The sequence below is a fragment of the Pseudomonas lurida genome, from assembly GCF_002563895.1.
Taxonomy (GTDB): Bacteria; Pseudomonadota; Gammaproteobacteria; order Pseudomonadales; family Pseudomonadaceae; genus Aquipseudomonas; species Aquipseudomonas lurida.
In genome coordinates, this window is sequence record NZ_PDJB01000001.1 from 3,202,163 (window position 1) to 3,225,918 (window position 23,756).

Genomic DNA, 23,756 nt, shown 5'->3' on the forward strand with positions numbered 1-23,756 from the left:
CAATTTCTAAGCAAGCTGAAATCAATGCATGACAGGGACACGACCGATACGATGCTGGTACTTTTTTCTCGGAAGGAGCCCACGCCATGCAGATAATTATTCGCTGTCCGATGTACTGGAGAGGATGTACAGCAACAAAATGGCCTTAGAGGCGGCCTTAATGGAGCTGACACCGCACGTCGAACAGAAAAGCTCGTCAGAGGTTGGGAATAACGTCCGTGGGGCGCTTGAAACGATTGGTGAAAACTCCGGCTACATCAAACAGGGCTTGGCCAAACTCAAGAATACGAATCGTGACTAGCCATCGGCTTCCCGAGTTGACTTCAGAATCGCCTCAGGTAAGCCTGATAATGGATAATACAAATTATACTGCCAACTTGCTATTTACCAGAAATAGGCTATTAGCTTTATCAACTGAACCGGTGGTTACGCAGAGTAATTAGCAGAATCACTCGTCCAAGCAATCTGATTACTACCTAGCAAAAGCCAAAAGTGATATTATTTTGCTCTCACTACCATGGACTGCAAGCAGATGATGGAATTTACGCTCGAAGCCGTTGTAAAGTTAGCAGCACCTTTTTTGACAGGCGTAGTTGGTCTATTGACGAAAGTCTACTTAGACGCCAAGCCAAAGCTCGTCTGCTATATGATTCATTCAATTGCGATACCCACCCGCAACCAGAGCGACTCTAAAGCCCCGCCTATAATAGTTCATACTCATACAATCGCAGTTCGTAACACAGGAAAAAAGTCTGCAACTAATGTGCGAATTGGTCATTATTTTCTACCCGACTTCCAAATCACCCCACCATTAAACTATGAAGTGAATAGAAACACCGACAATACAGGAGAAATTTTAATCCCAACTTTAGTTCCTGGCGAGCAAATTGCTATCGGTTACTTATACTTCCCACCCCAGACATATCAAAACATTAATAGCTATTGCAAATCTGACGAGGTGTTAGCAAAATATATAAATGTTGTCCCAATGGCTCCTATTGGAAAAGTTCAAGTCTTTATACTTTGGTCGTTAGTTTTTATAGGCGCATCCAGTCTTGTGTATTGGCTGCTTACTCTTCTGGTGTTGTGGGCAAAGTCTCCAATTTAAGATCACACCTAAAAACAGACAACAGGAGATTAACATGCAGGCAAAATGGAGCGACAAAAGCAGCAAATTTAAACCTTTAATTTTTATCAATTTAATCCTCAAAAGCTCTTCAATAAATGAGAGCGGACAAGTGCAGTACGAAACGTTCTCATATTTTTAGAACAAGGGAATACTTAGAAGCATGATTCTTTTCGAGGGGAAAGAATTTATCTCCCCCAAAACGGAAGATGATATATTTGACTCCGCGCTGAACGCATTTGCCAAGACGTCAAAAATAACCGACACCAATTTACCTGCAACACTGCTAGAATCTATAAATACAAAACTTAAAGTTTACATAGCAAAGAACAAAAAAATCTTTCTTATAGCTTCATCCATTTCTATAAACGGCAGGCTCCCTATAAAAAAATTCATAACCAATGAAATTGAAATAAAAATATATCAATCTGGGCTTCCAAAAAAATTCAAGCACAGGGAGCAATACGATAAACTATGGAAACACTCCAGCCCTCATACGCCTTTATGCAGGCCTAGTAATAAAAGTTGAAGCGAGAACTCCAGATGACGCAATGTATGCCGCCATTGAAGAAGTTGACTTCATACGTGGAATACTTTCTTTTTTTGCAAATCCTGGCATGTCGATTTCGCTTTTAGGGAGCAAAAAGAAAGGAATTAACCGAATCCGCCTAGGTGGATTGCACAGCGTTCATAGCGAAGACGGTGCTCTTGCAAGTAAAGAATATTGGTATGAGCCAGAGTACACTCACCGCCCCACTCATGTTTTCAAACCCGAAAAATTAAAGCAAACTGCGTTACGTATTAGAAAAATTATCAAGCGCATTGAGCAAATCAGAGGAGGCGAAAAAATTAGAGACGGTATCATTCGATATATCAGAGCACTCGACGAACCCAACAACGATCACCTTATTATAAAACTCTGGGGAGCTCTCGAATCGACTGTCGGAGAAAGTGATAAGAGCGAAATTATAATTAAGCGCTGCTCTTATCTTTATAAAGACCAAGAACTAGTCCGCCAAATATTAGAAGTAGCAAAAGTGTATAGAAACAGAAATGTGCACGGAAATCACAGTTCGAATTTGGCCAACCAGATCGGCCACCAACTTCATAATATATTCGTGCATCTAATTTTTTTTTACGTGGGAAACAAAGATCTTTTGAGTGTTTCAGAGGCGAATTACTTCCTAGACTCTCCGCTTCCGTCGGGTGACTTAGAGAGAAAAATATTTTTATTAAAAAAAGCTAGCCGATTTAGATCCGGATCCTAGTCACTTACATTTTCTAAACTACTACCTACAGTTAATAGTCCACAACTGATCCAACCTAGTGGTATAGCTCTGACTCATCATCTCGCGGCGCATTCCCCACTCTGGGTTCGCCGGCACACTGGCCGAACGCAACGTACCCCTTCCCCACCTACCGTTGATCTGATCCAGCACTGTCATCACCCTTGTAGGCTCCTCAGGCTGTGAGGCCGCGAACAGATCGTCGGTGTACTCGCCTGGCTGGCAGAGACTCAACAACATGACCTCAGCCTTGCTGTATTTGAAACCTGGGCGGTATATGCGATCAAGCGCTCCAACGGCTGCCTGCGTAAGCAGGCGCACGTCGTCGGTGGGATATGGCATCTCCACCACCACCCCGTTGGCATACTTAGCCTCCTCCGGGTTGAACATGCCCGTGCGGATGCACACGCGAACCTTCTTGCACAGAGAGTTCTGAGCACGCAGCTTCTCAGAGGCACGCATCATATAAGTGGCCACCGCCTCTTTGATGGGCGGCAACTCTGTCAGCCTAATGCCGAACATGCGGCTACAGCAGATCTCCTGCTTCGGCGGATCCGGCTCATCCAGCTCTAGGCAAGGCGTGCCGCCTAACTCCCTGGCCGTCTTCTCTATCACAATGCTGAACTTCTTACGGAGTGTCCACGGGTCGGCCTTAGCCAGGTCCATAGCCGACTTGATCCCCATAGCATCAAGATAGAGTTTCATCTTTCGGCCAACGCCCCACACTTCCGCGACGTCCGTATTGCGTAGCACCCAGTCACGCTTAACCGGATCGGTGATGTTGACCACGCCACCGGTTTGGGACTGCAGGCGCTTCGCGGTGTGGTTTGCCAGCTTCGCCAGGGTTTTTGTATGAGCTATACCAACACCGACCGGGATACCAGTGCAGCGAAGCACCTGGGCCCGAATGTGCCGGCCTAAGGCATCCAGCTCACCGATACCAGTCAGATCGGCGAACGCCTCGTCGATGCTGTACACCTCAACCGCCGGCACCATCGCCTCGATCAGGCTCATCACGCGCTCGCTCATGTCGCCGTACAGCGCATAGTTTGAGGAGAAAGGGACAATGCCGTGCTGCTTGAGCTTGTGTTTGATCTGGAAATACGGCTCGCCCATCTTGATGAAGGGCTTCGCGTCGTAGCTACGGGCGATGACACAGCCATCGTTGTTGCTCAGCACCACGATCGGCACCTTCGCCAGGTCGGGCCGGAATACTCTCTCGCAGCTGGCATAGAAACTGTTGCAATCGATCAGTGCGAAGGTGGGCTGCTGCTTAGACATGGCTGCGCACTGTGCTGGTGATCACGCCCCAGATCGACAGTTCGTCGCCTTCGAGAACGTAGCGTGCCGGGAACTTGGGATTTTCGGAAAGCAGGACAACTTCCCGACCGCGCTTACACAAGCGCTTGCAGACGGGCTCATTATTCAGCAGTGCCACCACCACATGCCCGTGGGTCGGCTCAATGGCACGATCCACTACCGCTAGGTCACCATCGAAGATCCCGACGCCCTGCATGCTCTCCCCGGTGATTGCCACCAGGTACACGTGGGGCGCACGAATATTCAGGACCTCATCCAACGAGATGTGCTGCTCGATGTGGTCCGCTGCCGGCGACGGAAAACCGGCCGGAACCTGGAACGAGCACAACGGCAACTTCGCGCCGACCTCAGCGATGGGACCTAGAATGGTGAAGCTCATGATGCGGCCTTTCACAATTACTGTATGAATGTACAGTTAACTTTGTGGGACGCTTGCGGTCAATTTTTCTGTAGGGGATTTCGACAAGCGGAGGGATGCGTATGTGTGGGCGATTCGTGCAGTACGAAGGGATGGCAATCTTCATTGAAGAGCTAAGCCCGCAGATAGAGCTGTTCAGTGGGTATGACGCTCAGCCAATTGATCTCTACAACGTCGCACCGTCAACGCGGGTGCAGGTTCTAAACACAACTGAGGACGGACTGCATATCGATGCAGTGAAATGGGGATGGGCGCCGTTCTGGGCGAAGGGTAAGCGCCCGGGTCCGATCAACGCCCGGGTCGAGACGGCCACCACAGGGAAATTCTTCAAACAGCTCTGACCGAATGGCCGAGCCCTGGTGCCAAGTGAAGGGTGGTATGAGTGGGTCAAAGACCCTGACGATCCGAAGAGAAAGCAGCCCTACTTCATTCGCCTGAAGAGTCACAAGCCTATGTTCTTTGGCGCGCTCGCTCAAGTTCATCCTGGCCTGGATCCCCACGTGGACGACGGATTTGTGATCATCACCGCCGCCAGTGATCAGGGCATGGTGGATATCCATGACCGCAAGCCGTTGGTACTGACACTTGAACATGCCAGGGAATGGATCGACCCCAGCCTTACTCCGTGCCGGGCCGAGGAAATAGCAAAAACGTGTTGTCAGCCAGTAGATGACTTTGAGTGGTTTCGGGTTGGCACCCCGGTAGGCAACGTTCGAAACCAAGGTTCAGACTTGATTACGCCGATAGCAGGCTCAGAGAAAAAATAACACAGCCAATCCCAACACAAACAGAGGAGCTGTACGACGGCACCTAAAGCGTAACTCGTGAATGTAACAAGGACATTCACGCAATATTAGTAAGATATCCTTTTAGTAGCTAGTGGATATCCACTAGCTATCCCTAAGATATCTTTAGATAGCTAAAAGCCAAACCTCCAAGAAAACTACGTATGTACGTAAGTAAGCAAGTACGTAACTTATATAGCTTACGTAACCTAGATAACCTGTATAGCCTTAACAGCTGAGAAACTTCCATTCCCACGCCCCCTTGACAACGTAGGGCTGCGGCTTAGCGCGCAGCCATCATAAAAAATACTGAAGATCATTGACAGCTAAGTCGAAGTATCTATTTAATCTCCACGTCTTTTAAAGCTAACCACAGCCGACGCCAATAACGCGCCGGATAGCCAAGCTCAGCCTAGAGAAAAATATGATGATCGAACTTATTGAACGCGTCCTCACCTTGGCCATTGAGATCGTCAAACTAATTCAAATGTTATTGCGAGATTAAAACAAGCCACCAAGCTCAGAGGGTATCCAGTTCATGATGACAAGTTCACCGGTTACCTCTGCCTTTCCTTGGCGTTGATTGGTGTTGCTATAACGAATGTCGAGGTACTCGAAATGAAAGCCCTCAAACACCTGCCGGATGTCCGGGTGATCGTTGATGCTGACCATCACCTTGCCTTTACACCGACGCATGAAATCAGCCATACGCTCGTAGTTTTCAAAGGAGAAATCCACGCCATAGCCTACCGTCTTCCAGTAAGGCGGATCCATGTAGTGAAAGGTGTGCGCACGGTCGTAGCGTTCAGCACATTCAAGCCAAGGGAGGTTTTCGACGTAGGTGCCGGACAACCGCTGCCACGCTGCAGAGAGGTTATCCTCGATCCGAAGCAGGTTGATGGCCGGGCCTGTAGTCGCGGTACCAAAAGTCTGCCCCGTCACCTTGCCGGCAAAGGCATGATGCTGCAGGTAGAAGAACCGGGCGGCGCGCTGGATGTCGGTGAGGGTTGCCGATGAAGAACTGGCGACCATCACCGGCTATCAAATCCCCTCCAAGCAGATCCAGTGGTTGACCGAAAACCACTGGGAGTTTGTTCTGACAGGCGCTCGCCGCCCAATAGTTGGCCGGATTTATGCCAGACTGAAACTGTCAGGAGTCAAACCATCCGCTGCTAATACTGTGGCTGAAACCTGGTCGCTCGACCTTGCAAAGGTGGGCTGACTGATGCGCCAGAGAAGTAAAGCCAATAGAGATCTGCCACCACGGATGATACGGCGCACGCGCAAGGGTAAGAGTGGAAAGACTTGGACATCGTATTACTACGACGGGAGAACTACCGACGGGAAGCGGAAGGAAATCCCACTCGGGACAGACCTCGATCAGGCCAAAGTGGAATGGGCAAGACTGGAGCGCAAGACACCGCCTAAGCCTACCCATCTGATGAGCTATGTATTTGATCGCTACGAAAAGGAAATCATCCCGGGCAAGTCGATTCGCACCCAATCCGACAACCGCAAGGAACTCAAGCAGCTAAGAAGAGCATTTGAGAGCGCCCCTATTGAGTCGATCACGCCTCAAGTAGTAGCGCAGTACCGTGACGCTAGGACAGCCAAGGTGAGGGCCAACCGTGAGATCGCCCTGCTCTCCCATGCATTCACCATTGCACGAGAATGGGGGCTGACTGACAAAGCAAACCCTTGCTTTGGCGTTCGCCGCAACAAGGAAAAGCCACGGGACTATTATGCCGGTGCAACCGTATGGAACGCGGTATACGCGGAAGCGGTACAGGAACTCAAGGACGCGATGGATCTGGCCTACCTGACCGGGCAACGTCCCGCTGATGTGCTCAAGATTGCAGCCACCGACTTGAACAATGGCTTTTTGCTGATTGGTCAGGGCAAGACCGAAAAACGTCTCCGTCTTCGTTTGGAAGATGACGGAATCCAATCCGCCCTGAGTACCTTTATCGACGACCTGCAAGAACGCAGAGCCGTCAATGGAATCCGCACGTCAACTTTGATAACAAACGCGTCTGGACTTCGGATGAGCCAGCAGATGCTGCGTAATCGGTGGGACGACGCACGAGAGAAGGCAGCAATCAAAGCGTCAGCTGATGGTGATCCCGCGCTGGCAACGAGCATTCGTCAGTTTCAGTTCAAGGATATCAGACCAAAAGCTGCCAGCGAGATCGAGCTGACGCACGCTAGCCGCCTACTAGGTCACTCCACAGAGGAAATGACCAAGAAGGTATATCGGCGAGTCGGTGAAATTGTGAAGCCTACGAAATGACACGTTACTACCTGTACGACAGGCAGAAAACGGCCAAAAGCGGTCAGTCGACTGATCAGGTGGAGACAGCCCACAGGCGGACATAACATCAGGAGAATAAATAACGCCCGATTCTCGCTTCCAGCAGTTTGATCAAAGCAGGTGCCATGTATTCGTAATCATCCGAAATATTCAGACAGATGATACGTTTATTTGCCAACTCCGAGGTGAAGCGAGCAGTCAGCTTTTTTCGATGGATTTGCTCCATAACAAAAATGAGATCGGCCCACCTTAGAAGCTCCTGGCTTACAGGTACATCCGCATCGTTATTGACACCAGCCGATGCTGTCTCAACTCCCGACCAATCAGCAAAAAGGTGCTCGGCGGTCGGACTACGTAGGCGGTTTTTTCCGCAGATGAACAACACATTCAAAGTGGGTTAGCTCCAAATTGTTCCGGAGATCCGACGCTCAGGTTCGGACACGTTGACATACTGACTGCGTAGCTTCTGGGAATGAAAAAATGTGTCCATTCTGGCCGATTATTGCCTGACAACAAGAGCTGCTATCGGCCAAAAGCGGCCTTCGATCCACTACCTTCCAGCCGAAAAGCGGAAACTTCCCGATCTGTGAAAGCTAGTCTCTAAGGGTACGCATTATTTCCTCGACCACATACTTCGTGTATTTCTCATTGGGGTCAGTTTCCGGTGGGTCGTTACTGCGGAACCATTCACCTTGATCGAATGCCTGGTAAAGCGAGAAAGCGGGCTGAGGCATATCGTTAGTCATGCCTACTTCAACCACAGCATTTATGATCCCGTTCATAACGCCGTCGCAAAAATCATAGGGTAGAGATCCTTGGAGAAAGCCTTCCGCAACCGCGACGGACAGTCCGTTCAGCACATCATGCGGTGCAACGCCGAACCTTTCGCAAATGGGGGCTAGATCACTCAGCGTTAAACCCTCTGCTTCCGCTTTCACCGACAGTTCCTTGAGTTCGACCTTCGATAACACCATGATCATGAGCTTCTTCCGGTTAGGTGCGAAGGTCGCGCTTACAGAGTGGTCGCACAGCGGTGCCACACTTCAATTCCATGCTGCAATACGGATTCATGGTCGGTCAACTTCAGCTACAGGCAATGTCCGCTTTGGGTCGATTCCGGTCTGTTTCGACTGACTGGTTTGGGTCGTTTCCTGCCCCTAGGGACAGACAGAAAACGGCCCATTGCTGACTGTCGTAACAGTTGCCTGCCTAGCGTGGATATCTTTGCCAGCGCTATTGTGCGCACCATTTACCCACAAAAAAATGGAGCCCAATGATGAGGGCAAAACGCTATCGAGTTCGCTTAATGTTCGAATGGGGCGGAGGCTGCCTTTGGTGTGGAAACACTATTGCCCGGGAAAAATTTTCTGTAGGGCCTATTGAAGAGAGGCTACCACTCAGTAACGAAGTCCAGGCAATGCTTAACGAACTTTCACAGTGGCATGACACCTCGTTGAACTGGGACTATCCTCCTGATCCCGGCCCTTGGAGTGCAGACGATTACGCAAGATTTGACGAGGCCGCCGCTAAATTACTGAAATCCATCCAACAGGAATTGGGTGAAGAATTCGAGGTGGTTTACGAAAAACTTTAGCTTATCGGTGTGAGTCTTCGACCTGATTCTGATAACGAAAGGATGCAGCTATAGATCGGTAGCCCACCTTTGCAACAGGCCGCCACAACCTAAAGCAGACATATTAGCTTCTTGATCAGTAGGTAGCCCCCGCCAGTCCTAAAATCGAGACGGCGGTTCATTTCCAGCTTTGATCTGTGAAAAGACATGGTCTGGATCTGCCTGGCACCAATATCTGAACAGAAGGCGAGGTTCGGTATCCCCAAAATACTGACTCAGGAAGCTCTCGGCGGGGATTAACAATTTAGTTTCTGGCCATTGCTGAGCTAAAACACCTATGTGTTTGCCAGACGAACAAATAATCCACGTCGCCTTGCCTCCACTGATGCCAGGCAGGTAACCCATACCTTGGATCGTTTCGAACAAAGCGCGCAGTGTTACTGCTGGATCAAGCCTGATTGAAGTCCTACGACTTTCCAGATCATCCCCTGCATGCACGCTATCCCGATCAATTTGAATGACCAACATGAATGTTCCTTTTCAGCGTTGTGTGATTACTAGAATGCCAGCGTAGGAATGCCAGCAGCTATCTGTCTACAGTCCGCTTTGGGCCGGTTGCTGCCTTCCGCGACCGGCAGCAATCGACCCAAACCAGTCAGTCGAAACAGACCGGAATCGACCCAAAGCCGACATAACTCCGTGCATTATCGTTTTTCCACAACAACCACATAATCGGAGAAGTCGACATCACCCACCCCGTCGCTACATTCCAACGTCATCGTGCCATCGGTCCCGTGGACGTGAATTCCAGCATTGCCAACCCATGCATTCATGCCAAAAGCGCTCTTCCAGACGTTCCAGATTTTTAGAACGTTTCCACCTTTAGAAAACACTTCTATCTCCAAAGCATCGGGACTGGTATCAGACCACAAAACTATTTCGGGACAGCCGTTGCCAGAGCCTTCGACGACAATTTGCCCGCCCTTTATCTTTAATGCCAGTCCTTGCACTCGACCGTTCGTAGCGCCCAATCGACGAACTGAAAAGACGGTTCTGGGCTCTGTGATCTTGATCTCAATGATCGCAACGACAGTTTTTCCATTGAAACTTATGGGCTTCCCTTTGGTGCGCATAAATGTCGAGGAGAGTGTTTTTTCCATTTTTAAATCCCCGGAATCTCTCAGGTGCCTTGCCTCAGTTTGGCCCAGGGAGGTTAGCATCTCTATACCTTAGAGGATTATGAATGGCTGCTTCTGGCCGTTAGTAGACGCTGAGGCTCCTTAGCCTCGAGCACAATCCCACGTCCAATCGAGGAGAGGCATGCCGATAACGGCGTCTTAAATTTCTCGAAAAAAGGTAGGGATGCGGAAGCGATCCGAAAAATTGCGGAAGCGATGACCAAATCGCAGGCAATAAAAAACCCCGTAGACGTTAATCTACGGGGCTTCTAAGAGTGGAGGCCGAGGTCGGAATCGAACCGGCGTAGGCGGATTTGCAATCCGCTGCATAACCATTTTGCTACTCGGCCTCAAACGATCAATGTCCCAACTGCTGACACTCACCGCATAAAAACTTGAGTGGGCTGTATAACCCTGCCTCTACTCTAAATTATTGAATACATTGAAGTTTTTAATGCTTCGTTGCGTTCGATGGGCGCCATTATGTACGTATTTGCGAACGCGTGCAACCCCTTGATTTCAAAAATATTTCGTATTGGCATCAAGGGGTTGCGGTGTTGCCCTACTCCTTGATGCGCAGTTGTTGGTACTGCGGGTCGGCCTTGATCTGGGCTTCTGTGAACGGCAGCAGGTTGAGTTTTTTCTGGGAGAACGCCTGGGTTTGGTCCTTGGCATGCGCGGAGGCCGGGTTGCTGGACTCGGAGAACGCGAGGACGCCCTGGGCATGCGGGCCCTGGTCGCCGAAGGTGACGATTTGCAGGTAGCTGGTGCCACTGACGACTTCGCGTTTGCCGTCGGCGCGGGGCACGGTTTGCATGGCGTTGTAGATGCCCAGTTCCTGCGGGCCACCGTGGATGGGGGTTTGGCCGGAGACCTGGATGTCGCCCCATGTGCTGTCGGCGGTCAGGCCGAGTTTGGCGACGTCGGCCGTCGAGGCGAGCATGGCTTCGCGCAAGGCTTTGGCGACGTCGGCGCGGTCGATGGCCACGCCACGTGGGGTGGTGAGCGGCTGGGCCGGGTCGAAGGCCACGCGCCAGGCGTCAGGGATTTGCTGCAGGTGCTCCACCAGGTTGATGAAGTGCACCAGGCCAATGCCGCTGTTGAGGTTGGCGCGCTGGTCCCAGTTTTTCAGGCTGCTGCACAGGGGTTGCAGGGCGGTGGCGTCGGTGCCGAGGTGGTTGGCGCAGAAATCGAGCAGGTCGGGCATGACTTGGCCAGCCAGGTACACCTCGTTGTCCATCACCATGTTTTGCAGGTCGGTGACGCTGATCGGCTTTGTCAAAGATTGCAGGCGTTGCAGGGCAAAACGTGCGCGCGGGCCGAGGCCGATGTGGTCTTGGCTGATCACCGGGGAAAAGCCGGTCAGTGGCGCCTTGGGGTTGGCCAGCCACGCCGAGTCGTTGGAATGCTGGACGTAGTCGGTGCGTTGCAGTTGCGGCAGTTGGTCGGCCGCGAAGATACCGGCCTGAGCGGCGCGTGGGTTGATGTCCCAGGCACAGGCGCTGTGGGCGCCGTCGAGCATGATCATCTGCACGCCCGCGCGTGGGTCACTGCACTGCGCGAGCTTGGCCGCGCTGACGTTGGGCACCACCGATTGGTTCATGTACAGGCTTTCGCCCTGGTCATCGGTGGCCAGGGTGTTGACCCACGGGATGCCTTGCAGGGTGTGCACCGAGGTTTTCAGTTCCTTGAGGCTGGTGGCGCGGTTCATCGCGTACCACTGTTGCAGCACGCGGTCGTTGCCCAGGTTGGCGTCGCGCAGGCTGAAGGCGTAGTGGCTGTCCCAGTCGAGCTTGCCAGGCCATTGCACCACTGGACCGAATTGCGAGCTATAGACTGTGTGCGACTGGTCCTTGAGGCTGCCGTCCGCTTGTTTGACTTGCACGGTTACCGTGGTCTTATCCATCGGCACTGACTGGCCATCGAGCATGTAGCGCGTAGCGTCCTTGGGATCCAGGGTCAGGCGGTACAGCGTGAAGTGCTTGGACGTGTCCACGGTGTGGGTCCAGGCCACATGCCTGTTAAACCCAATGTTGACGACTGGCAGGCCCGGAAGCGCGGCGCCCATCACGTCCAACTGGCCGGGGATGGTCAGGTGCATCTCATAGAATCGCATCCCCCCCACCCACGGAAAATGCGGATTGGCCAGCAGCATGCCGCGCCCGTTGAAAGAGCGATCACGGCCCACCGCCACCGCGTTACTGCCGCGATCAAAGGCGAAGCGCTGCTGGTTGGCAGCGACGCGTTCAAACGCCTTGGCGTTGGTGGTCACGCTGGCCGCCGCTTGGGGTGGTGTCGCGCCAACCAGGGCTTCGGCGAACTGCCCGACACCACCTTCTACCAGCAGCCGACGGGTCAATTTGACCACGTCTTCAGTCGCCAGCGGTCGCACCCAGGCCGCCTGGCACTGGGCGGGCACGCCCTGCTCTTGCAGATAACGGTTATAGCCGGCCACGTAGCCTTCGATGCGCTGCTGGATCTGCGGGCTCTGCGCTTTCCAGAATGCGGCGACCGCCTGCGGCGTATTGAGCCAGCTAAAGAACAGGTCGCTGGCCAGGTTATTGCGCTCCTCCAGGGTCGCCTGCTCAGGGCCGAAGAACTTGGCGCGCTGGCCATTCACCGTGACCACTTCGTTGGCCAGCAGGCACAGGTTGTCCTGGGCGTAGGCGTAGCCAATGCCGAAGCCCAGGCCTCGCTCATCGTTGGCGCGGATATGCGGCACACCGTAGCTGGTACGACGGATGTCCGCCGACGCGTGTGTCATCGGCTCCCGCGCCGAGGCGACCACGCTCAGCCCCAGCAATACCCCCGCCACACATACCCTGGACAACCCATTGGAAATAATCACGCAGACTCCACCGTCAGATTTAACCGCCTCACTAGGGCTGATAACCCCACCGTAAGAACGCAAACCACCGGGAATAATTTAGCGCGAGGGGACGTTTATTGAGGGCGGCGCAGGTGTGACAAAACCGATACCGACAAAATTTCTACATCCGGCACTTCATGATTTTGCTCGCTCGTTCGTCTTATTAACTAAGAGCGCTCATTTTTTCCTGATCAGGCTCTGATAAGGAGTTTTTGCATGTACAACCCGCAAGTGCCCACGGAAGGACATTCATCGGCTGCCGAGGCCAGTTTTGGCAGCGGCGCACAAACGTTCGGCAAAGCGCCCGAACAACAAGGCAACCAGCGTATTCGCCATTTGCTCAAATGTTTTGGCTTGCGCACCAGCCTGATCCGGCTGAAGGTCATCGACGCCCTGCTCACCGCCGCCGACAACCAGCGCACCCTGGGGGTGCGCGGCGTGCACAGCCACTTGCTGGAGCTGGGTATCCCGCTGTCGTTTCTCAGCGTGCGCGAGGTGCTCAAGCGCCTGTGCAGCGAGGGCGTGATCACCCTCAATACGGATAAAAGCTACAGCCTCCATGAAGAGGCTGCCAAGGTGCTCGAAGGTCGCGCCTGATCGGCACCCAGCCCCTTAAAGCTTGACCTTGCGACGCATGATGCCGTTGATCACCACCACGACCACTGCGACAGCAATGGCGATGGTCTGGAATGTTTTCTCACTGATAACCCCGGTGTTCTGCAAGTAGGACAGGCCAAACATTGTCGCCAATACGGCGAGGGCGATCAGAATCGAATATTTCAAACGCTGCTTTTGGGTCATGACGGGTTCCTGAACCTGAAGAATGTAGCCACTGTGAATCGTCGAACCTGCCCTGCGCACAAGGGCGAGCACGTTCGACAGGCGCTCATGTTACAGGCGATGAAAAACTTTGGCTCGGCCAATCAGCCGGCATGCAACCAGCGCCCCGGCGCAAGATCACCGGGCGACAGCGCGGCGCTTATCGCAAGGCACGAGGCTGGCGCTGCAAACCGGTGCCGGGCTGGGCGCAGAGCGCTACCAACCAGTCCACGAACACCCGCACACGCTGGGACAATTGACGGTGCGGCGGGTACAGCGCCGTCAGGGCCATTCTGGGCACCCTCATCTGCGGCAGGACGTCCACCAGCGTCCCCTGGGCCAACTGGCGCATCGCATGATAATGCGGCGCCTGGATCAGGCCGAACCCGGCCTCGCAGGCCGCGAAGTAACCATCGGAACTGGTGGCGGCCACCCGCTTGGCCAGGTTGACCGGGCGCAACTCGCCGTCAACTTCAAACTCCAGGCCAAACCGTTTGCCGCTGGCACTGGAGCGGTATTCGACCATGTGGTGGTGGGCGAGGTCATCCAGGGAAGCGGGTACGCCCATGCGTTCGAGGTAGGCCGGACTGGCCAGGGTCAGTTGATCCATCATCGCCAGCGGGCGCGCCACCAACGACTCATCCAGTGCCGCGCCACCGCGCAGCACGCAATCGATACCTTCGCGAATCAGGTCCACCGGGCGGTCGTTAAGGCCAATCTCCAACTCGATCTGCGGGTAGCGGGCCGTGAAGGTCGGCAAGGCCGGAATCACGATCAACCGCCCGATCCCCGAGGGCATGTCGATGCTCAAGGTGCCACGCGGGCTCTGGCGACTCGCGGAAAACACCGCCTCGGTTTCCTCCAGGTCAGACAGCAATTGCACGCAACGCTGGTAGTACGCGGCGCCGTCCAAGGTCGGGCTGACTTGCCGCGTGGTGCGCTGCAACAGTTGCACACCCAGGTGCGCTTCCAGCTGCTTGATCAGCACCGTTACCGAAGCGCGTGGCAATTGCAGGCTGTCGGCGGCCTTGGCGAAGCCACCCAGCTCGACGATCCGTGTAAACACGCGCATCGCATTGAAACGGTCCAAAGGCAGCTCCCTGAACGGATTGTTTAGATAATCTGAATAGTGTTAGTGCTTTTAGCCGGTTTATCTCGTTTTTGTCGAGCGCAACAATGCAGCCCTTCCCATCCAAGGAGCTGAACCCATGCACACCCGTCCACTCGGAACAAACGGCCCGCTCGTCTCAGCCATCGGCCTCGGCTGCATGGGCATGAGCGATTTCTACACGCCTGGCAGCGACACGCGCGAGGCCACCGCGACCTTGCACCGCGCGCTGGAGCTGGGCATCAACTTCTTCGACACCGCCGATATTTATGGGCCGCACACCAACGAGCAACTGATCGGCAAAGCCATCGCCGGCAAACGTGACCAGGTGTTCCTGGCCAGCAAATTCGGGATCGTGCGCGACTTGGCCAATCCCGCCCTGCGGGGTGTGAACGGCCGTCCCGACTACATCCGCAAGGCCATCGACGGCACCCTGCGCCGGCTCGGCGTGGAGACCCTCGACCTGTACTACCAGCACCGTATCGACCCGAATGTCGCCATTGAAGAAACCGTCGGCGCCATGGCCGAACTGGTGCAGCAGGGCAAGGTGCGTTACCTGGGCCTGAGCGAAGCTTCTGCCGCGACCCTGGAGCGCGCCCACAAAGTGCACCCGATCAGCGCGCTGCAAAGCGAGTACTCCCTGTGGAGTCGCGACCAGGAACACAACGGCTGTCTCGCTGCCTGCCAGCGCCTGGGCATCGCGTTTGTGCCCTACAGCCCACTGGGCCGTGGCTTTCTGACCGGTGCACTGAAAAGCCCGGACGACTTCGGTGACGATGATTACCGTCGGTTCAGCCCGCGCTTCCAGGGCGAGAACTTCGACAAAAACCTCGAACTGGTGAAGCAGGTGCAAGCACTCGCCGCTGACAAAGGCGTCAGCGCCGGGCAACTCGCGCTGGCCTGGGTATTGGCGCAGGGTGAGTTCATCATTCCGATTCCCGGCACCAAGCAGCGCAGATACCTGGAAGAAAACGCGGCGGCGGTGTCGATCAGCCTGAGCCAGGCGGAACTGGCGGCACTGGACGCAATCTTTCCGGTCGAGGCGACCGCCGGCTTGCGCTACCCCGAGGCCGTGATGGCGATGCTGAATATCTGAACCAAGGGAGCGCCCTCACCCGGCGCTCCTTTTTCTTGTACGGACGTACCTAAAGCTCCGCCTTCCCAAGCCGATAGCCCTACGAAGCTCTAACAAAGCCGCGTCGATAATAAACGCTTCGTAAGGACGGCCCCATGCCCACACTGCGCTCTATCCAAGCCCGCTATACCCTGTTTCTGGTGCTGTTCGTCCTGGTGTTATTTGTGTTGACCGTGGTGGGTATCGGCCAGTTGGTCGCGCCCACGTTGCGCCATACCGAAGAACAGGTGGTGCTCAACCGCATCGCGGAAGTCGCCGAACAGATCCAAGGCGAACTGAACAAGGTTCAGTCCCAGCAACGCACCATCACCCAGACCATCCCCTTGCTCGACAGCGATGCCATCGACAAAGTACTGCCGGGCCTGGTCGACCAGTATGGCGAACTGAAAGTCTTCGGGGGCGGGATCTGGCCGTTGCCCAACCAGCGGACGCCGGGGCGCAACAAGCACAGCACGTTCTGGCACCGTGATGCCTCGGGCAAGCTGGCCGTCAATACCTTCTGGAACAGCGACCCCGCCCCCAACTATTACGACCAGAGCTGGTACAAGGGCGGCCTGGCTTCACCCCGGGGTCAATGCGCCTGGGCCGCCGCCTACAAGGACGACGCCAGCCAGGAGCCACGCACCAACTGCGCCATGGCCATCCAGCGCGACGGCGTTCCCTACGGCGTCGCCACCATCGACGTGACGCTGGGCTTCTTCAATGACCTGGTCGCCAGTAAAGAGAAAGACATCGGCGGGCAAATGCTGATCGTCGAAGGTGACGGCAAGATCATCAGCAACAGCACGCGTATCAGCGGCCCGGTGGTGTTGAAGAACATCAGCGAACTCACCGGCACCTCGGCGTTCGCCAGCCAGGTCAGCAAAGCGCTGGCCCAGCGCGACCAGGCGCTGCAGCGCAGCGAGTTCGACAACCAGGGCGTGGCCAGCACCTTCTATATGCGCCCTATCAGTGGCACGCCGTGGTTCCTCGCCACCGCCCTGCCCACTTCGCTGATCACTGCCCAGCGCGATGACGTGCTCGGCACCCTCGCCTTGCTGCAAATCCCCATGGTGTTGCTGCTGGTGTTGCTCGCGGTGTATGCGATCCGCCAGCTGGTGCAGCGCATGAAATCGCTGAAAACCAATATCGACGCCCTCTCCGCTGGCGACGCCGACCTGACTCGGCGTATCACCATCCGCGCCGAAGACGAACTGGGTGCCATCGGTCACTCGGTGAACCGGTTTATCGTCTACCTGCAGAACATGATCGGCGAAGTCACCCAAGCCACCGGTGCCATGTCATCGAGCCTTGAGCAACTGCAGCGGACCTCGGCGCACACCAACCAGATTCTGGTGCGGCATGCCTCGGAGACCGATCAGACGGTCACCGCGATCACCGAAATGAGTTCCACGGCCGACACCGTTGCGCAAAACGCTGCCGAAACCGCTGCATTTACCCAGCGCGCGAACGAACATGCCGACCGTTCCCGCGTGGTCGTGGGCGAGGCCTCCAACAGCGTCAGCGCCTTGATCGGTGAAGTGTCCAGCGCCACCCACAGTGTGGAGAACATGCGCCAGGACGCCGCACGCATCACCGAAACCCTCGGCGTGATCGGCGCGATTGCCGGCCAGACCAACCTGCTTGCCCTCAATGCCGCGATCGAAGCCGCGCGTGCCGGCGAGCAAGGCCGTGGTTTTGCGGTGGTCGCCGATGAAGTCCGCGCGCTCGCGGCCCGCACCCAGGCCAGCACATCGCAGATCAACGACATGCTCACGCGCCTGACCGCGGGTGTCAGCTCTTCGGTCGCGGCCATGGAAAACACCCAGGCCAGCTGCCAGTCGGCGGCGGATGCCACGGCGCGGGTGAATACCGGGCTGGATGAGATGGCCGGCTCTGTCAGCCATATCAACAACCTCAGCACCCAGATCGCGACGGCCGCCGAACAGCAAAGCGCAGTGACCGAAGAGATCAACCGAAGCATGGTGCAGATCCGACAAATGGTCGAAGAGCTGGTGCAGAGCGGCCATGCCACTGAAACCAATACCCAGAGCCTGCTGGATGCCAATGGCCGGGTGATTGCCTTGATGGGGCGCTTTAAAGTCCGCTGATCAAAGGCCTGTGTACTCCCGTGCAAAGCGCGGGAGTCGGACTATTCTGACAGTTCGAAGACGCCACACAGGAGGTGTGCCATGCGCGCAGCCGAGCAGTCGGTCCGCTTGGAGCGGATCAGTCAGGAACGCTTTATCCAGGCCCCTATCGAAGCCGTTTACGACTACGTGACCCAACCGGATCGCTGGCACGAATGGCACCCCACGTCACTCAGCGCCGACACCGGCACCAGCGGTCCACTCCCGGCCGGCGCACGCTTCACCGAGTTCATCGACTTGCTGGGTGTGCGTGTACCCATGAGTTACCGTGTGCAGATCGCCCGACGCCCCGGCGAGTTCAAGACCGTGTTCACCTCCCTGGCCGTCGATGGCTCCATTCACTATTTCCTGTTGCCTCATCAAGGCGGCACGCTGTTCAAGCGCGTGTTGACCTATGAAACCGAACTGCAACTCGCCACCTTGCATGAACGCATGATTGAACTCTCGGCAGTTGCCCTGGGCCAGCTCAAGCATCGGCTGGAAAACCCGCCCTTCGTATAACTTTGAAACATTACCGGCACGCCCGCCTACCCGTAGGCACTGGCTTGCCGGCGATGACGCCGTCATGATCGCCGCCACCCAATGGCCATCTCCTGCACGCGAGTCCCCCATGAAAACCCCATTTCGGCTGGCCCTGCTGTCAGCCTTGCTCACCACCACCCTCGCCCAGGCCGCCGAGCTGATCCCCATCGATGTGCACCGCGACGCCAATTGCGGCTGCTGCAAAAAGTGGATCAGCCACCTGGAAAACAATGGTTTCGAAGTCAACGACCACGTCGAAACCGACATGAGTGCCGTCAAGCAACGCCTGGGCGTGGCTCCGCGCCTGGGCTCGTGCCACACCGCCGTAATCGACGGCAAGTTCGTTGAAGGCCATGTACCGGCCGAACAGGTGCTGGCCCTGCGCAAGCGCGACGACCTGTTGGGCGTTGCTGCGCCGGGCATGCCCATGGGCTCGCCGGGCATGGAAGTGCAAGGCCGCAGCGAAGCGTATCAAGTCATCGGCCTCACCCGTGAAGGCAACGATGTCGTGGTGGCTGAATACCCGGCGCAATGATCACAGGCTATCTGGGATTATTCTTCGCGGCGTTTGGCGCTGCGACCCTACTGCCACTGCAATCGGAAGCGGTGCTGGTCGGCCTGCTGCTCAGTGGCAATTACAACCTGTGGCTGTTGCTGGGGATTGCCACGCTGGGTAATGTGTTGGGCTCGGTGGTGAACTGGTGGCTGGGGCGCTGGGTGGAACATTTCAAGCAGCGCCGCTGGTTTCCGGTTAACGACAAGCAGTTGGAAAAAGCCCGCAACCATTACGAGCGCTGGGGGCACTGGACGTTATTACTCAGTTGGGTGCCGATCATTGGCGACCCGCTGACGCTGGTGGCCGGGGTGATGCGCGAGCCGATGTGGCGATTCCTGCTTCTGGTCACCCTGGCCAAAAGCGTGCGATATGGCGTGCTCGCCGCCGTGGCCTTGCAGTGGGTGTTAATCCCCACTTAATCCCCTCGCAACAGCATCCGAGCCACCCTTCCCGGAGCCCTGCCAATGCCTCTGATCCGCGCTTTTTGTGTCGCCGGCCTGCTTGCGGCCACTGCCGTCCCGGTGTTCGCCGCCTCCTACGGTCCCGAACTGCAAGGCTTTGATTACCCCTACCCGCTCAAGCATTTCGAGTTCCAGTCCCAAGGCAAGTCCCTGCAAATGGGCTACATGGATGTGCCGGCCAACGGCAAGCCAAACGGCCGCAACGTAGTGCTGATGCACGGCAAGAACTTCTGCGGCGCCACATGGGAAGGTTCGATCAAGGCCCTCAGCGACGCTGGCTACCGGGTGATCGCACCGGACCAGGTCGGGTTCTGTTCCTCCAGCAAGCCCGATCACTATCAATACAGCTTCCAACAACTGGCGAACAACACTCACCAACTGTTGGAAAAACTCGGCATTCAAAAAGCCACCCTCCTCGGCCACTCTACCGGCGGCATGCTCGCCACGCGTTACGCACTGATGTACCCCGACCAAACCGAACAGTTGGCCATGGTCAACCCCATCGGCCTGGAGGACTGGAAGGCCTTGGGCGTACCGTCGCTCACTGTTGACCAGTGGTACGAGCGCGAACTGAAAGTCAGCGCCGAAGGCATTCGCAAGTATCAACTCAACACCTATTACGTGGGGCGCTGGAAGCCCGAGTACGAGCGTTGGGTGGACATGTACGCCGGCCTGAGCAACGGCCCCGGGCATACGCGGGTCGCATGGAACTCGGCGTTGATTTACGACATGATCTTCACCCAGCCGGTGTACTACGAGTTCAAGCACCTGCAGATGCCTACGCTGCTGCTGATCGGCACGGCCGATAACACGGCCATCGGCAAAGATGTGGCGCCGGCGGCGGTCAAGGCCAAGCTCGGCAACTATGCCGTGTTGGGCAAGCAGGTGGCCGCATTGATCCCCCATGCAACCCTGGTGGAGTTCCCGGGCCTGGGGCACGCACCGCAAATGGAGGAACCGGCCCAGTTTCACACAGCGCTGTTGCAGGGTTTGAACGCCCTTTAACCCAACCTTTTTCGAGGCACTCGTGAATGTCGGTACAGATCGCAGTCATTGATGATTGGCAGGATGTGGCCAGTGGCGTGGTGGATTGGTCGGTCCTCGAGTCCGTGGGCCAGGTGCATTTCCTGCACGATTACCCGGCGGATACCGCCACGATGATCGAGCGTTTGAAGGGGTTCGAGGTGATTTGCGTGATGCGCGAACGCTCCCCCTTCGACAAGGCCCTGCTGCAAGGCCTTCCCAAGCTCAAACTGCTGGTGACCGGTGGCATGCGCAACGCCGCGATCGACATTGCCGCGGCCAAGGCCCTGGGTATCCAGGTATGCGGCACCGACAGCTACAAACACGCCGCGCCGGAACTGACCTGGGCGTTGATCATGGCCTCCACGCGCAACCTGGTGGCCGAAGCCAATTCGCTACGCGCCGGCAACTGGCAAGTGGGCCTGGGCGGCGACCTGTATGGCAAGACCCTGGGCATTCTCGGGCTGGGCAGCATTGGCCAGAAGGTCGCGCAGTTTGCCCAGGCGTTCGGCATGCGGGTGATTGCCTGGAGTGAAAACCTCACGCCGGAACGCGCAGCCCAGTCCGGAGTTACATGGGTCAGCAAGCAGGCGCTGTTCGAACAAGCGGACATCCTGACCGTGCACCTGGTGCTCAGCGACCGCAGCCGTGGACTGGTGGATGCCCAGGCGCTGGGCTGGATGAAACCGGGCGCACGGTTGGTCAACACGGCGCGTGGGCCCATCGTGGATGAGCAGGCGCTGGTGCAAGCCCTGCAAAGTGGTCGCCTCGCGGGCGCAGCGCTGGATGTATATAGCGAAGAGCCACTGCCGGCGGATCATCCTTTCCGCCAATTGCCGAACGTGCTGGCCACGCCGCACGTGGGGTACGTGAGCGAGCAGAATTACCGGCAGTTTTACGCACAGATGATCGAGGATATTCAGGCCTGGGCCAACGGCGCATCCATTCGGGCGCTAGGCTGACGCACCAATCAAGGGCAACGCCCCTAACAGGGCAAGCCGGCTCCTGTTAGCGAGCGGGCTTGCCCCGTGTTGGGCTGCGAAGCTGCCCCACATCATGCGAACGCGATCTATGTGGTGCACCGCAATAGCCCATTTGGGGGCACATCGCACGCCAGCGCGGCGCAAGCCTACTCACCACCACGCCCCCGCTCATGCCAATCGGCCGCTCACCACGGCAAGCCAGTTCATCACGCCATTCTTGCCGCCACGGCTGAAGATGGAGGGGTGCTAATAACTAGCATCATTCTTGTTACAAGTATTTTGTCCTACAAAAAAACCATGAAAACCCTACAGGCGCTGGGATCTGTCCTAGACTCATGACCGATGGGTCCGTTCCAAAACAAAAACCCCGCAAAAAATCGAAACTTTCCAACTCTGCCGTAGGTCCAGTTTTAAGGTAAGGCGAGTGCACAGGGATCACCCCCAATTGCCCGTCCATCCAATCTTTTTAAGCTAACCGTGCAACTGGCATACGCCTTGCCAGTTTGTACAGTGCTTGTGCGCCTGGCCGCAGGAAGCGGTCATCGGAGCTAATGGCAGCGGGCCATTAGCCTACCAATATGTGGGAGAGAACTATGATCAGTGCCGCTGTAGATATTCAGGGAGAGCGTGTCAGTCCATCGGTAGGGGGGCCTCTGTTGGCCGACCTGCCCAGCACTGTGCGGCCGATCGTGAGTCAGAATCCTAATCGCAAGAAAGTCCTGTTTGTGACCTCCGAGTTTGCCGACCTGGTGAAAACCGGCGGCCTGGGCGATGTGTCGGCGGCCCTGCCGCGCGCCATGGCCCACCTGCACGATGTGCGGGTGCTGATTCCAGGTTATCCGCAGGTAATGGAAAGCGACAACCCGATCCATATCATCGGTGAGCTGGGTGGCCACGCCGCGCTGCCGCCGTGCAAGATCGGGCGCATGGACCTCAAGGACGGCCTGGTCATCTATGTACTGATCTGCCCCGAGCTCTATGAGCGCGAAGGCACCCCGTACGGCGCCAACAACGGTCGCGACTGGCCGGACAACCATATTCGTTTCGCCCGCCTGGGCCTGGCCGCTGCCGACATGGCCGCCAACCTCGCACAGATCCACTGGTGCCCGGACCTGGTGCACGCCCACGACTGGCCCGCTGGCCTGGCGCCGGCCTATATGCACTGGCGCGGGTCACGCACCCCGACGCTGTTCACCATTCATAACCTGGCGTATCAGGGCGTAGTGAGCCTGGCGTCCACGCCGGAACTGGGCATTCCGCCTCATGCCCTGCAACAGGAAGGCATGGAGTTCTACGGCAAGATGTCGTTCCTCAAGGCCGGTATGGCGTATTCCAGCCACATCACCACCGTGAGCGCCACCTACGCCCAGGAAATCACCACCCCTGAATTCGGTTGCGGCCTGGATGGCTTTTTGGCCAGCAAGACCCAGCAAGGTTTGCTCAGCGGCATTCCCAATGGCATCGAAGACAGCTGGGAAACATCTACCGACCCGCACCTGACGCACAACTTCAACATCGGCGACTGGGAAGGCAAGGCAGTGAATGCCGCACAAGTGCGCAACCTGTTCGGCCTCCATGACTCGACGGGCCCGCTGTTCGCCGTAGTCTCGCGCCTGGTGTTCCAGAAGGGCCTGGACCTCACGGAAGCCGTTGCCAGCTTTATCGTAGAGCAAGGTGGCCAGATTGCGATCATCGGCCGCGGCGAGCCGGAAGAAGAAAACGCCATGCGTGAATTGGCGCTGCGCTTCCCGGGCCAGATCGGTGTGCGTATCGGCTTTAACGAGACCGATGCCCGTCGCATGTTCGCCGGCAGCGATTTCCTGCTGATGCCATCGCGCTACGAGCCCTGCGGCCTGAGCCAGATGTACGCCCAGCGCTTTGGGTCGCTCCCGGTCGCACGCAATACCGGCGGCCTGGCAGACACTATCGAAAACGGTGTGACCGGTTTTCTGTTCAATGAATCCACCGTCGACAGCTACAAAGAAGCCTTGAGCCGTGCGTTCAAGGTGTTTGCCTTCCCGGGCTTGCTCAACGCCATGCGCTGCCGGGCAATGACCCAACCGTTCAACTGGAGCCAGGCGGTGGAACCCTACGCGGAACTGTATGAGCAACTGGTGGCTAAAGCACTGGGGAAATCCGCTAAATAATCAAAGG

General features: G+C 56.2%; 25 protein-coding genes, 1 tRNA gene and 2 pseudogenes. 17 read left to right on the forward strand and 11 right to left on the reverse strand.

Features of this window, described 5'->3' with window-relative positions; translation table 11 throughout:
* The first annotated feature begins 124 nt into the window (after window positions 1–124).
* From ATH90_RS29380 to ATH90_RS29100, 4 genes are all read left to right on the forward strand, one after another.
* Window positions 125–301 carry a hypothetical protein gene (locus ATH90_RS29380; protein ID WP_170041118.1) on the forward strand — a complete coding sequence of 59 codons (177 nt, stop codon included), beginning with the start codon at window positions 125–127 and terminating at the stop codon, window positions 299–301.
* Window positions 302–532: 231 nt separating this feature from the next.
* A complete protein-coding gene (locus tag ATH90_RS29090) occupies window positions 533–1,108 on the forward strand; it encodes a hypothetical protein (RefSeq protein ID WP_141537485.1) in 576 nt (191 codons plus the stop codon).
* Between the two features lie 181 nt (window positions 1,109–1,289).
* The gene (locus tag ATH90_RS29095; RefSeq protein ID WP_141537486.1) at window positions 1,290–1,655 is read left to right on the forward strand and encodes a hypothetical protein; all 366 of its coding nucleotides are present in this window, start codon (window positions 1,290–1,292) and stop codon (window positions 1,653–1,655) included.
* Window positions 1,656–1,677: 22 nt separating this feature from the next.
* Window positions 1,678–2,394 (forward strand): HEPN domain-containing protein, encoded by a 717-nt coding sequence (locus ATH90_RS29100; protein ID WP_141537487.1) that lies wholly within the window; start codon window positions 1,678–1,680, stop codon window positions 2,392–2,394.
* Window positions 2,395–2,415: 21 nt separating this feature from the next.
* On the opposite strand, the gene umuC is transcribed toward ATH90_RS29100, so the two are convergent.
* Together umuC and ATH90_RS14400 are read right to left on the reverse strand one after the other, a co-directional pair.
* Window positions 2,416–3,693 carry a translesion error-prone DNA polymerase V subunit UmuC gene (gene umuC / locus ATH90_RS14395; RefSeq protein ID WP_098466574.1) on the reverse strand — a complete coding sequence of 426 codons (1,278 nt, stop codon included), beginning with the start codon at window positions 3,691–3,693 and terminating at the stop codon, window positions 2,416–2,418.
* Entirely contained in the window at window positions 3,686–4,111 is a 426-nt protein-coding gene (locus ATH90_RS14400) for a LexA family protein (protein WP_098466575.1), read from the reverse strand. Before ATH90_RS14400 ends, umuC begins: the two co-directional genes overlap by 8 nt.
* A gap of 101 nt (window positions 4,112–4,212) precedes the next feature.
* Here ATH90_RS14400 and ATH90_RS14405 point away from each other — a divergent pair.
* Window positions 4,213–4,917, forward strand: a pseudogene (locus tag ATH90_RS14405) (SOS response-associated peptidase family protein).
* A gap of 519 nt (window positions 4,918–5,436) precedes the next feature.
* Here ATH90_RS14405 and ATH90_RS14410 read toward each other — a convergent pair.
* A pseudogene (locus ATH90_RS14410) lies at window positions 5,437–5,943 on the reverse strand (DNA adenine methylase); the annotation flags it as partial.
* Here ATH90_RS14410 and ATH90_RS14415 point away from each other — a divergent pair.
* Window positions 5,930–6,157, forward strand: coding sequence for a DUF4224 domain-containing protein (locus ATH90_RS14415; protein ID WP_098467679.1), 228 nt, complete (start codon window positions 5,930–5,932; stop codon window positions 6,155–6,157). The pseudogene ATH90_RS14410 and the gene ATH90_RS14415 sit on opposite strands and share 14 nt — an antisense overlap.
* A 3-nt stretch (window positions 6,158–6,160) precedes the next feature.
* On the forward strand, window positions 6,161–7,225 hold the full coding sequence (locus ATH90_RS14420) for a tyrosine-type recombinase/integrase (RefSeq protein ID WP_098466576.1): 1,065 nt from the start codon (window positions 6,161–6,163) through the stop codon (window positions 7,223–7,225).
* Window positions 7,226–7,313: 88 nt separating this feature from the next.
* Here ATH90_RS14420 and ATH90_RS14425 read toward each other — a convergent pair whose 3' ends face one another.
* A complete protein-coding gene (locus tag ATH90_RS14425; RefSeq protein ID WP_045792100.1) occupies window positions 7,314–7,637 on the reverse strand; it encodes a low molecular weight protein tyrosine phosphatase family protein in 324 nt (107 codons plus the stop codon).
* A 202-nt stretch (window positions 7,638–7,839) separates the two neighbouring features.
* The gene (locus ATH90_RS14430; protein ID WP_141537488.1) at window positions 7,840–8,226 is read right to left on the reverse strand and encodes a hypothetical protein; all 387 of its coding nucleotides are present in this window, start codon (window positions 8,224–8,226) and stop codon (window positions 7,840–7,842) included.
* A 296-nt stretch (window positions 8,227–8,522) separates the two neighbouring features.
* Between ATH90_RS14430 and ATH90_RS14435 the strand changes: the two genes are divergently transcribed.
* Window positions 8,523–8,840: a hypothetical protein gene (locus ATH90_RS14435; protein ID WP_098467680.1), complete on the forward strand. Its 318-nt coding sequence runs from the start codon at window positions 8,523–8,525 to the stop codon at window positions 8,838–8,840.
* Window positions 8,841–8,978: 138 nt separating this feature from the next.
* Here the strand turns inward: ATH90_RS14435 and ATH90_RS14440 are convergent, their stop codons facing one another.
* From ATH90_RS14440 to pvdQ, 4 genes are all read right to left on the reverse strand, one after another.
* Window positions 8,979–9,347: a hypothetical protein gene (locus tag ATH90_RS14440; RefSeq protein WP_098466578.1), complete on the reverse strand. Its 369-nt coding sequence runs from the start codon at window positions 9,345–9,347 to the stop codon at window positions 8,979–8,981.
* 176 nt (window positions 9,348–9,523) lie between these two features.
* On the reverse strand, window positions 9,524–9,979 hold the full coding sequence (locus ATH90_RS14445; RefSeq protein ID WP_170041116.1) for a hypothetical protein: 456 nt from the start codon (window positions 9,977–9,979) through the stop codon (window positions 9,524–9,526).
* 294 nt (window positions 9,980–10,273) lie between these two features.
* Window positions 10,274–10,347: transfer RNA gene (locus ATH90_RS14450), tRNA-Cys, on the reverse strand.
* 212 nt (window positions 10,348–10,559) lie between these two features.
* On the reverse strand, window positions 10,560–12,845 hold the full coding sequence (gene pvdQ, locus ATH90_RS14455) for a bifunctional acylase PvdQ (protein WP_098466579.1): 2,286 nt from the start codon (window positions 12,843–12,845) through the stop codon (window positions 10,560–10,562).
* A gap of 237 nt (window positions 12,846–13,082) precedes the next feature.
* Between pvdQ and ATH90_RS14460 the strand changes: the two genes are divergently transcribed.
* Window positions 13,083–13,463, forward strand: a complete 381-nt coding sequence (locus ATH90_RS14460; protein WP_069023695.1) for a fe2+ zn2+ uptake regulation protein — start codon at window positions 13,083–13,085, stop codon at window positions 13,461–13,463.
* A 15-nt stretch (window positions 13,464–13,478) separates the two neighbouring features.
* On the opposite strand, the gene ATH90_RS14465 is transcribed toward ATH90_RS14460, so the two are convergent.
* Both ATH90_RS14465 and ATH90_RS14470 read right to left on the reverse strand, forming a co-directional pair.
* Window positions 13,479–13,667, reverse strand: a complete 189-nt coding sequence (locus tag ATH90_RS14465) for a hypothetical protein (protein WP_010210250.1) — start codon at window positions 13,665–13,667, stop codon at window positions 13,479–13,481.
* A gap of 178 nt (window positions 13,668–13,845) precedes the next feature.
* The gene (locus ATH90_RS14470; protein WP_034105044.1) at window positions 13,846–14,775 is read right to left on the reverse strand and encodes a LysR family transcriptional regulator; all 930 of its coding nucleotides are present in this window, start codon (window positions 14,773–14,775) and stop codon (window positions 13,846–13,848) included.
* Between the two features lie 118 nt (window positions 14,776–14,893).
* On the opposite strand from ATH90_RS14470, the gene ATH90_RS14475 reads away from it, so the two are divergent.
* From ATH90_RS14475 to glgA, 8 genes are all read left to right on the forward strand, one after another.
* Complete coding sequence (locus tag ATH90_RS14475; protein WP_098466580.1) at window positions 14,894–15,889, forward strand: aldo/keto reductase; 996 nt, start codon at window positions 14,894–14,896, stop codon at window positions 15,887–15,889.
* A gap of 134 nt (window positions 15,890–16,023) precedes the next feature.
* The gene (locus ATH90_RS14480; RefSeq protein ID WP_034105041.1) at window positions 16,024–18,018 is read left to right on the forward strand and encodes a methyl-accepting chemotaxis protein; all 1,995 of its coding nucleotides are present in this window, start codon (window positions 16,024–16,026) and stop codon (window positions 18,016–18,018) included.
* Between the two features lie 81 nt (window positions 18,019–18,099).
* Window positions 18,100–18,558 carry an SRPBCC family protein gene (locus ATH90_RS14485; RefSeq protein WP_098466581.1) on the forward strand — a complete coding sequence of 153 codons (459 nt, stop codon included), beginning with the start codon at window positions 18,100–18,102 and terminating at the stop codon, window positions 18,556–18,558.
* Window positions 18,559–18,667: 109 nt separating this feature from the next.
* Complete coding sequence (locus ATH90_RS14490) at window positions 18,668–19,114, forward strand: DUF411 domain-containing protein (RefSeq protein ID WP_098466582.1); 447 nt, start codon at window positions 18,668–18,670, stop codon at window positions 19,112–19,114.
* Window positions 19,111–19,554, forward strand: a complete 444-nt coding sequence (locus ATH90_RS14495) for a YqaA family protein (RefSeq protein WP_098466583.1) — start codon at window positions 19,111–19,113, stop codon at window positions 19,552–19,554. The genes ATH90_RS14490 and ATH90_RS14495 overlap by 4 nt, the downstream gene beginning before the upstream one ends.
* Before the next feature lie 45 nt (window positions 19,555–19,599).
* Entirely contained in the window at window positions 19,600–20,601 is a 1,002-nt protein-coding gene (locus ATH90_RS14500; protein WP_098466584.1) for an alpha/beta fold hydrolase, read from the forward strand.
* A gap of 26 nt (window positions 20,602–20,627) precedes the next feature.
* Entirely contained in the window at window positions 20,628–21,581 is a 954-nt protein-coding gene (locus ATH90_RS14505; protein WP_098466585.1) for a D-2-hydroxyacid dehydrogenase family protein, read from the forward strand.
* A 614-nt stretch (window positions 21,582–22,195) separates the two neighbouring features.
* Window positions 22,196–23,749, forward strand: coding sequence for a glycogen synthase GlgA (glgA, locus tag ATH90_RS14510; protein WP_080758271.1), 1,554 nt, complete (start codon window positions 22,196–22,198; stop codon window positions 23,747–23,749).
* Window positions 23,750–23,756 lie beyond the last annotated feature (7 nt).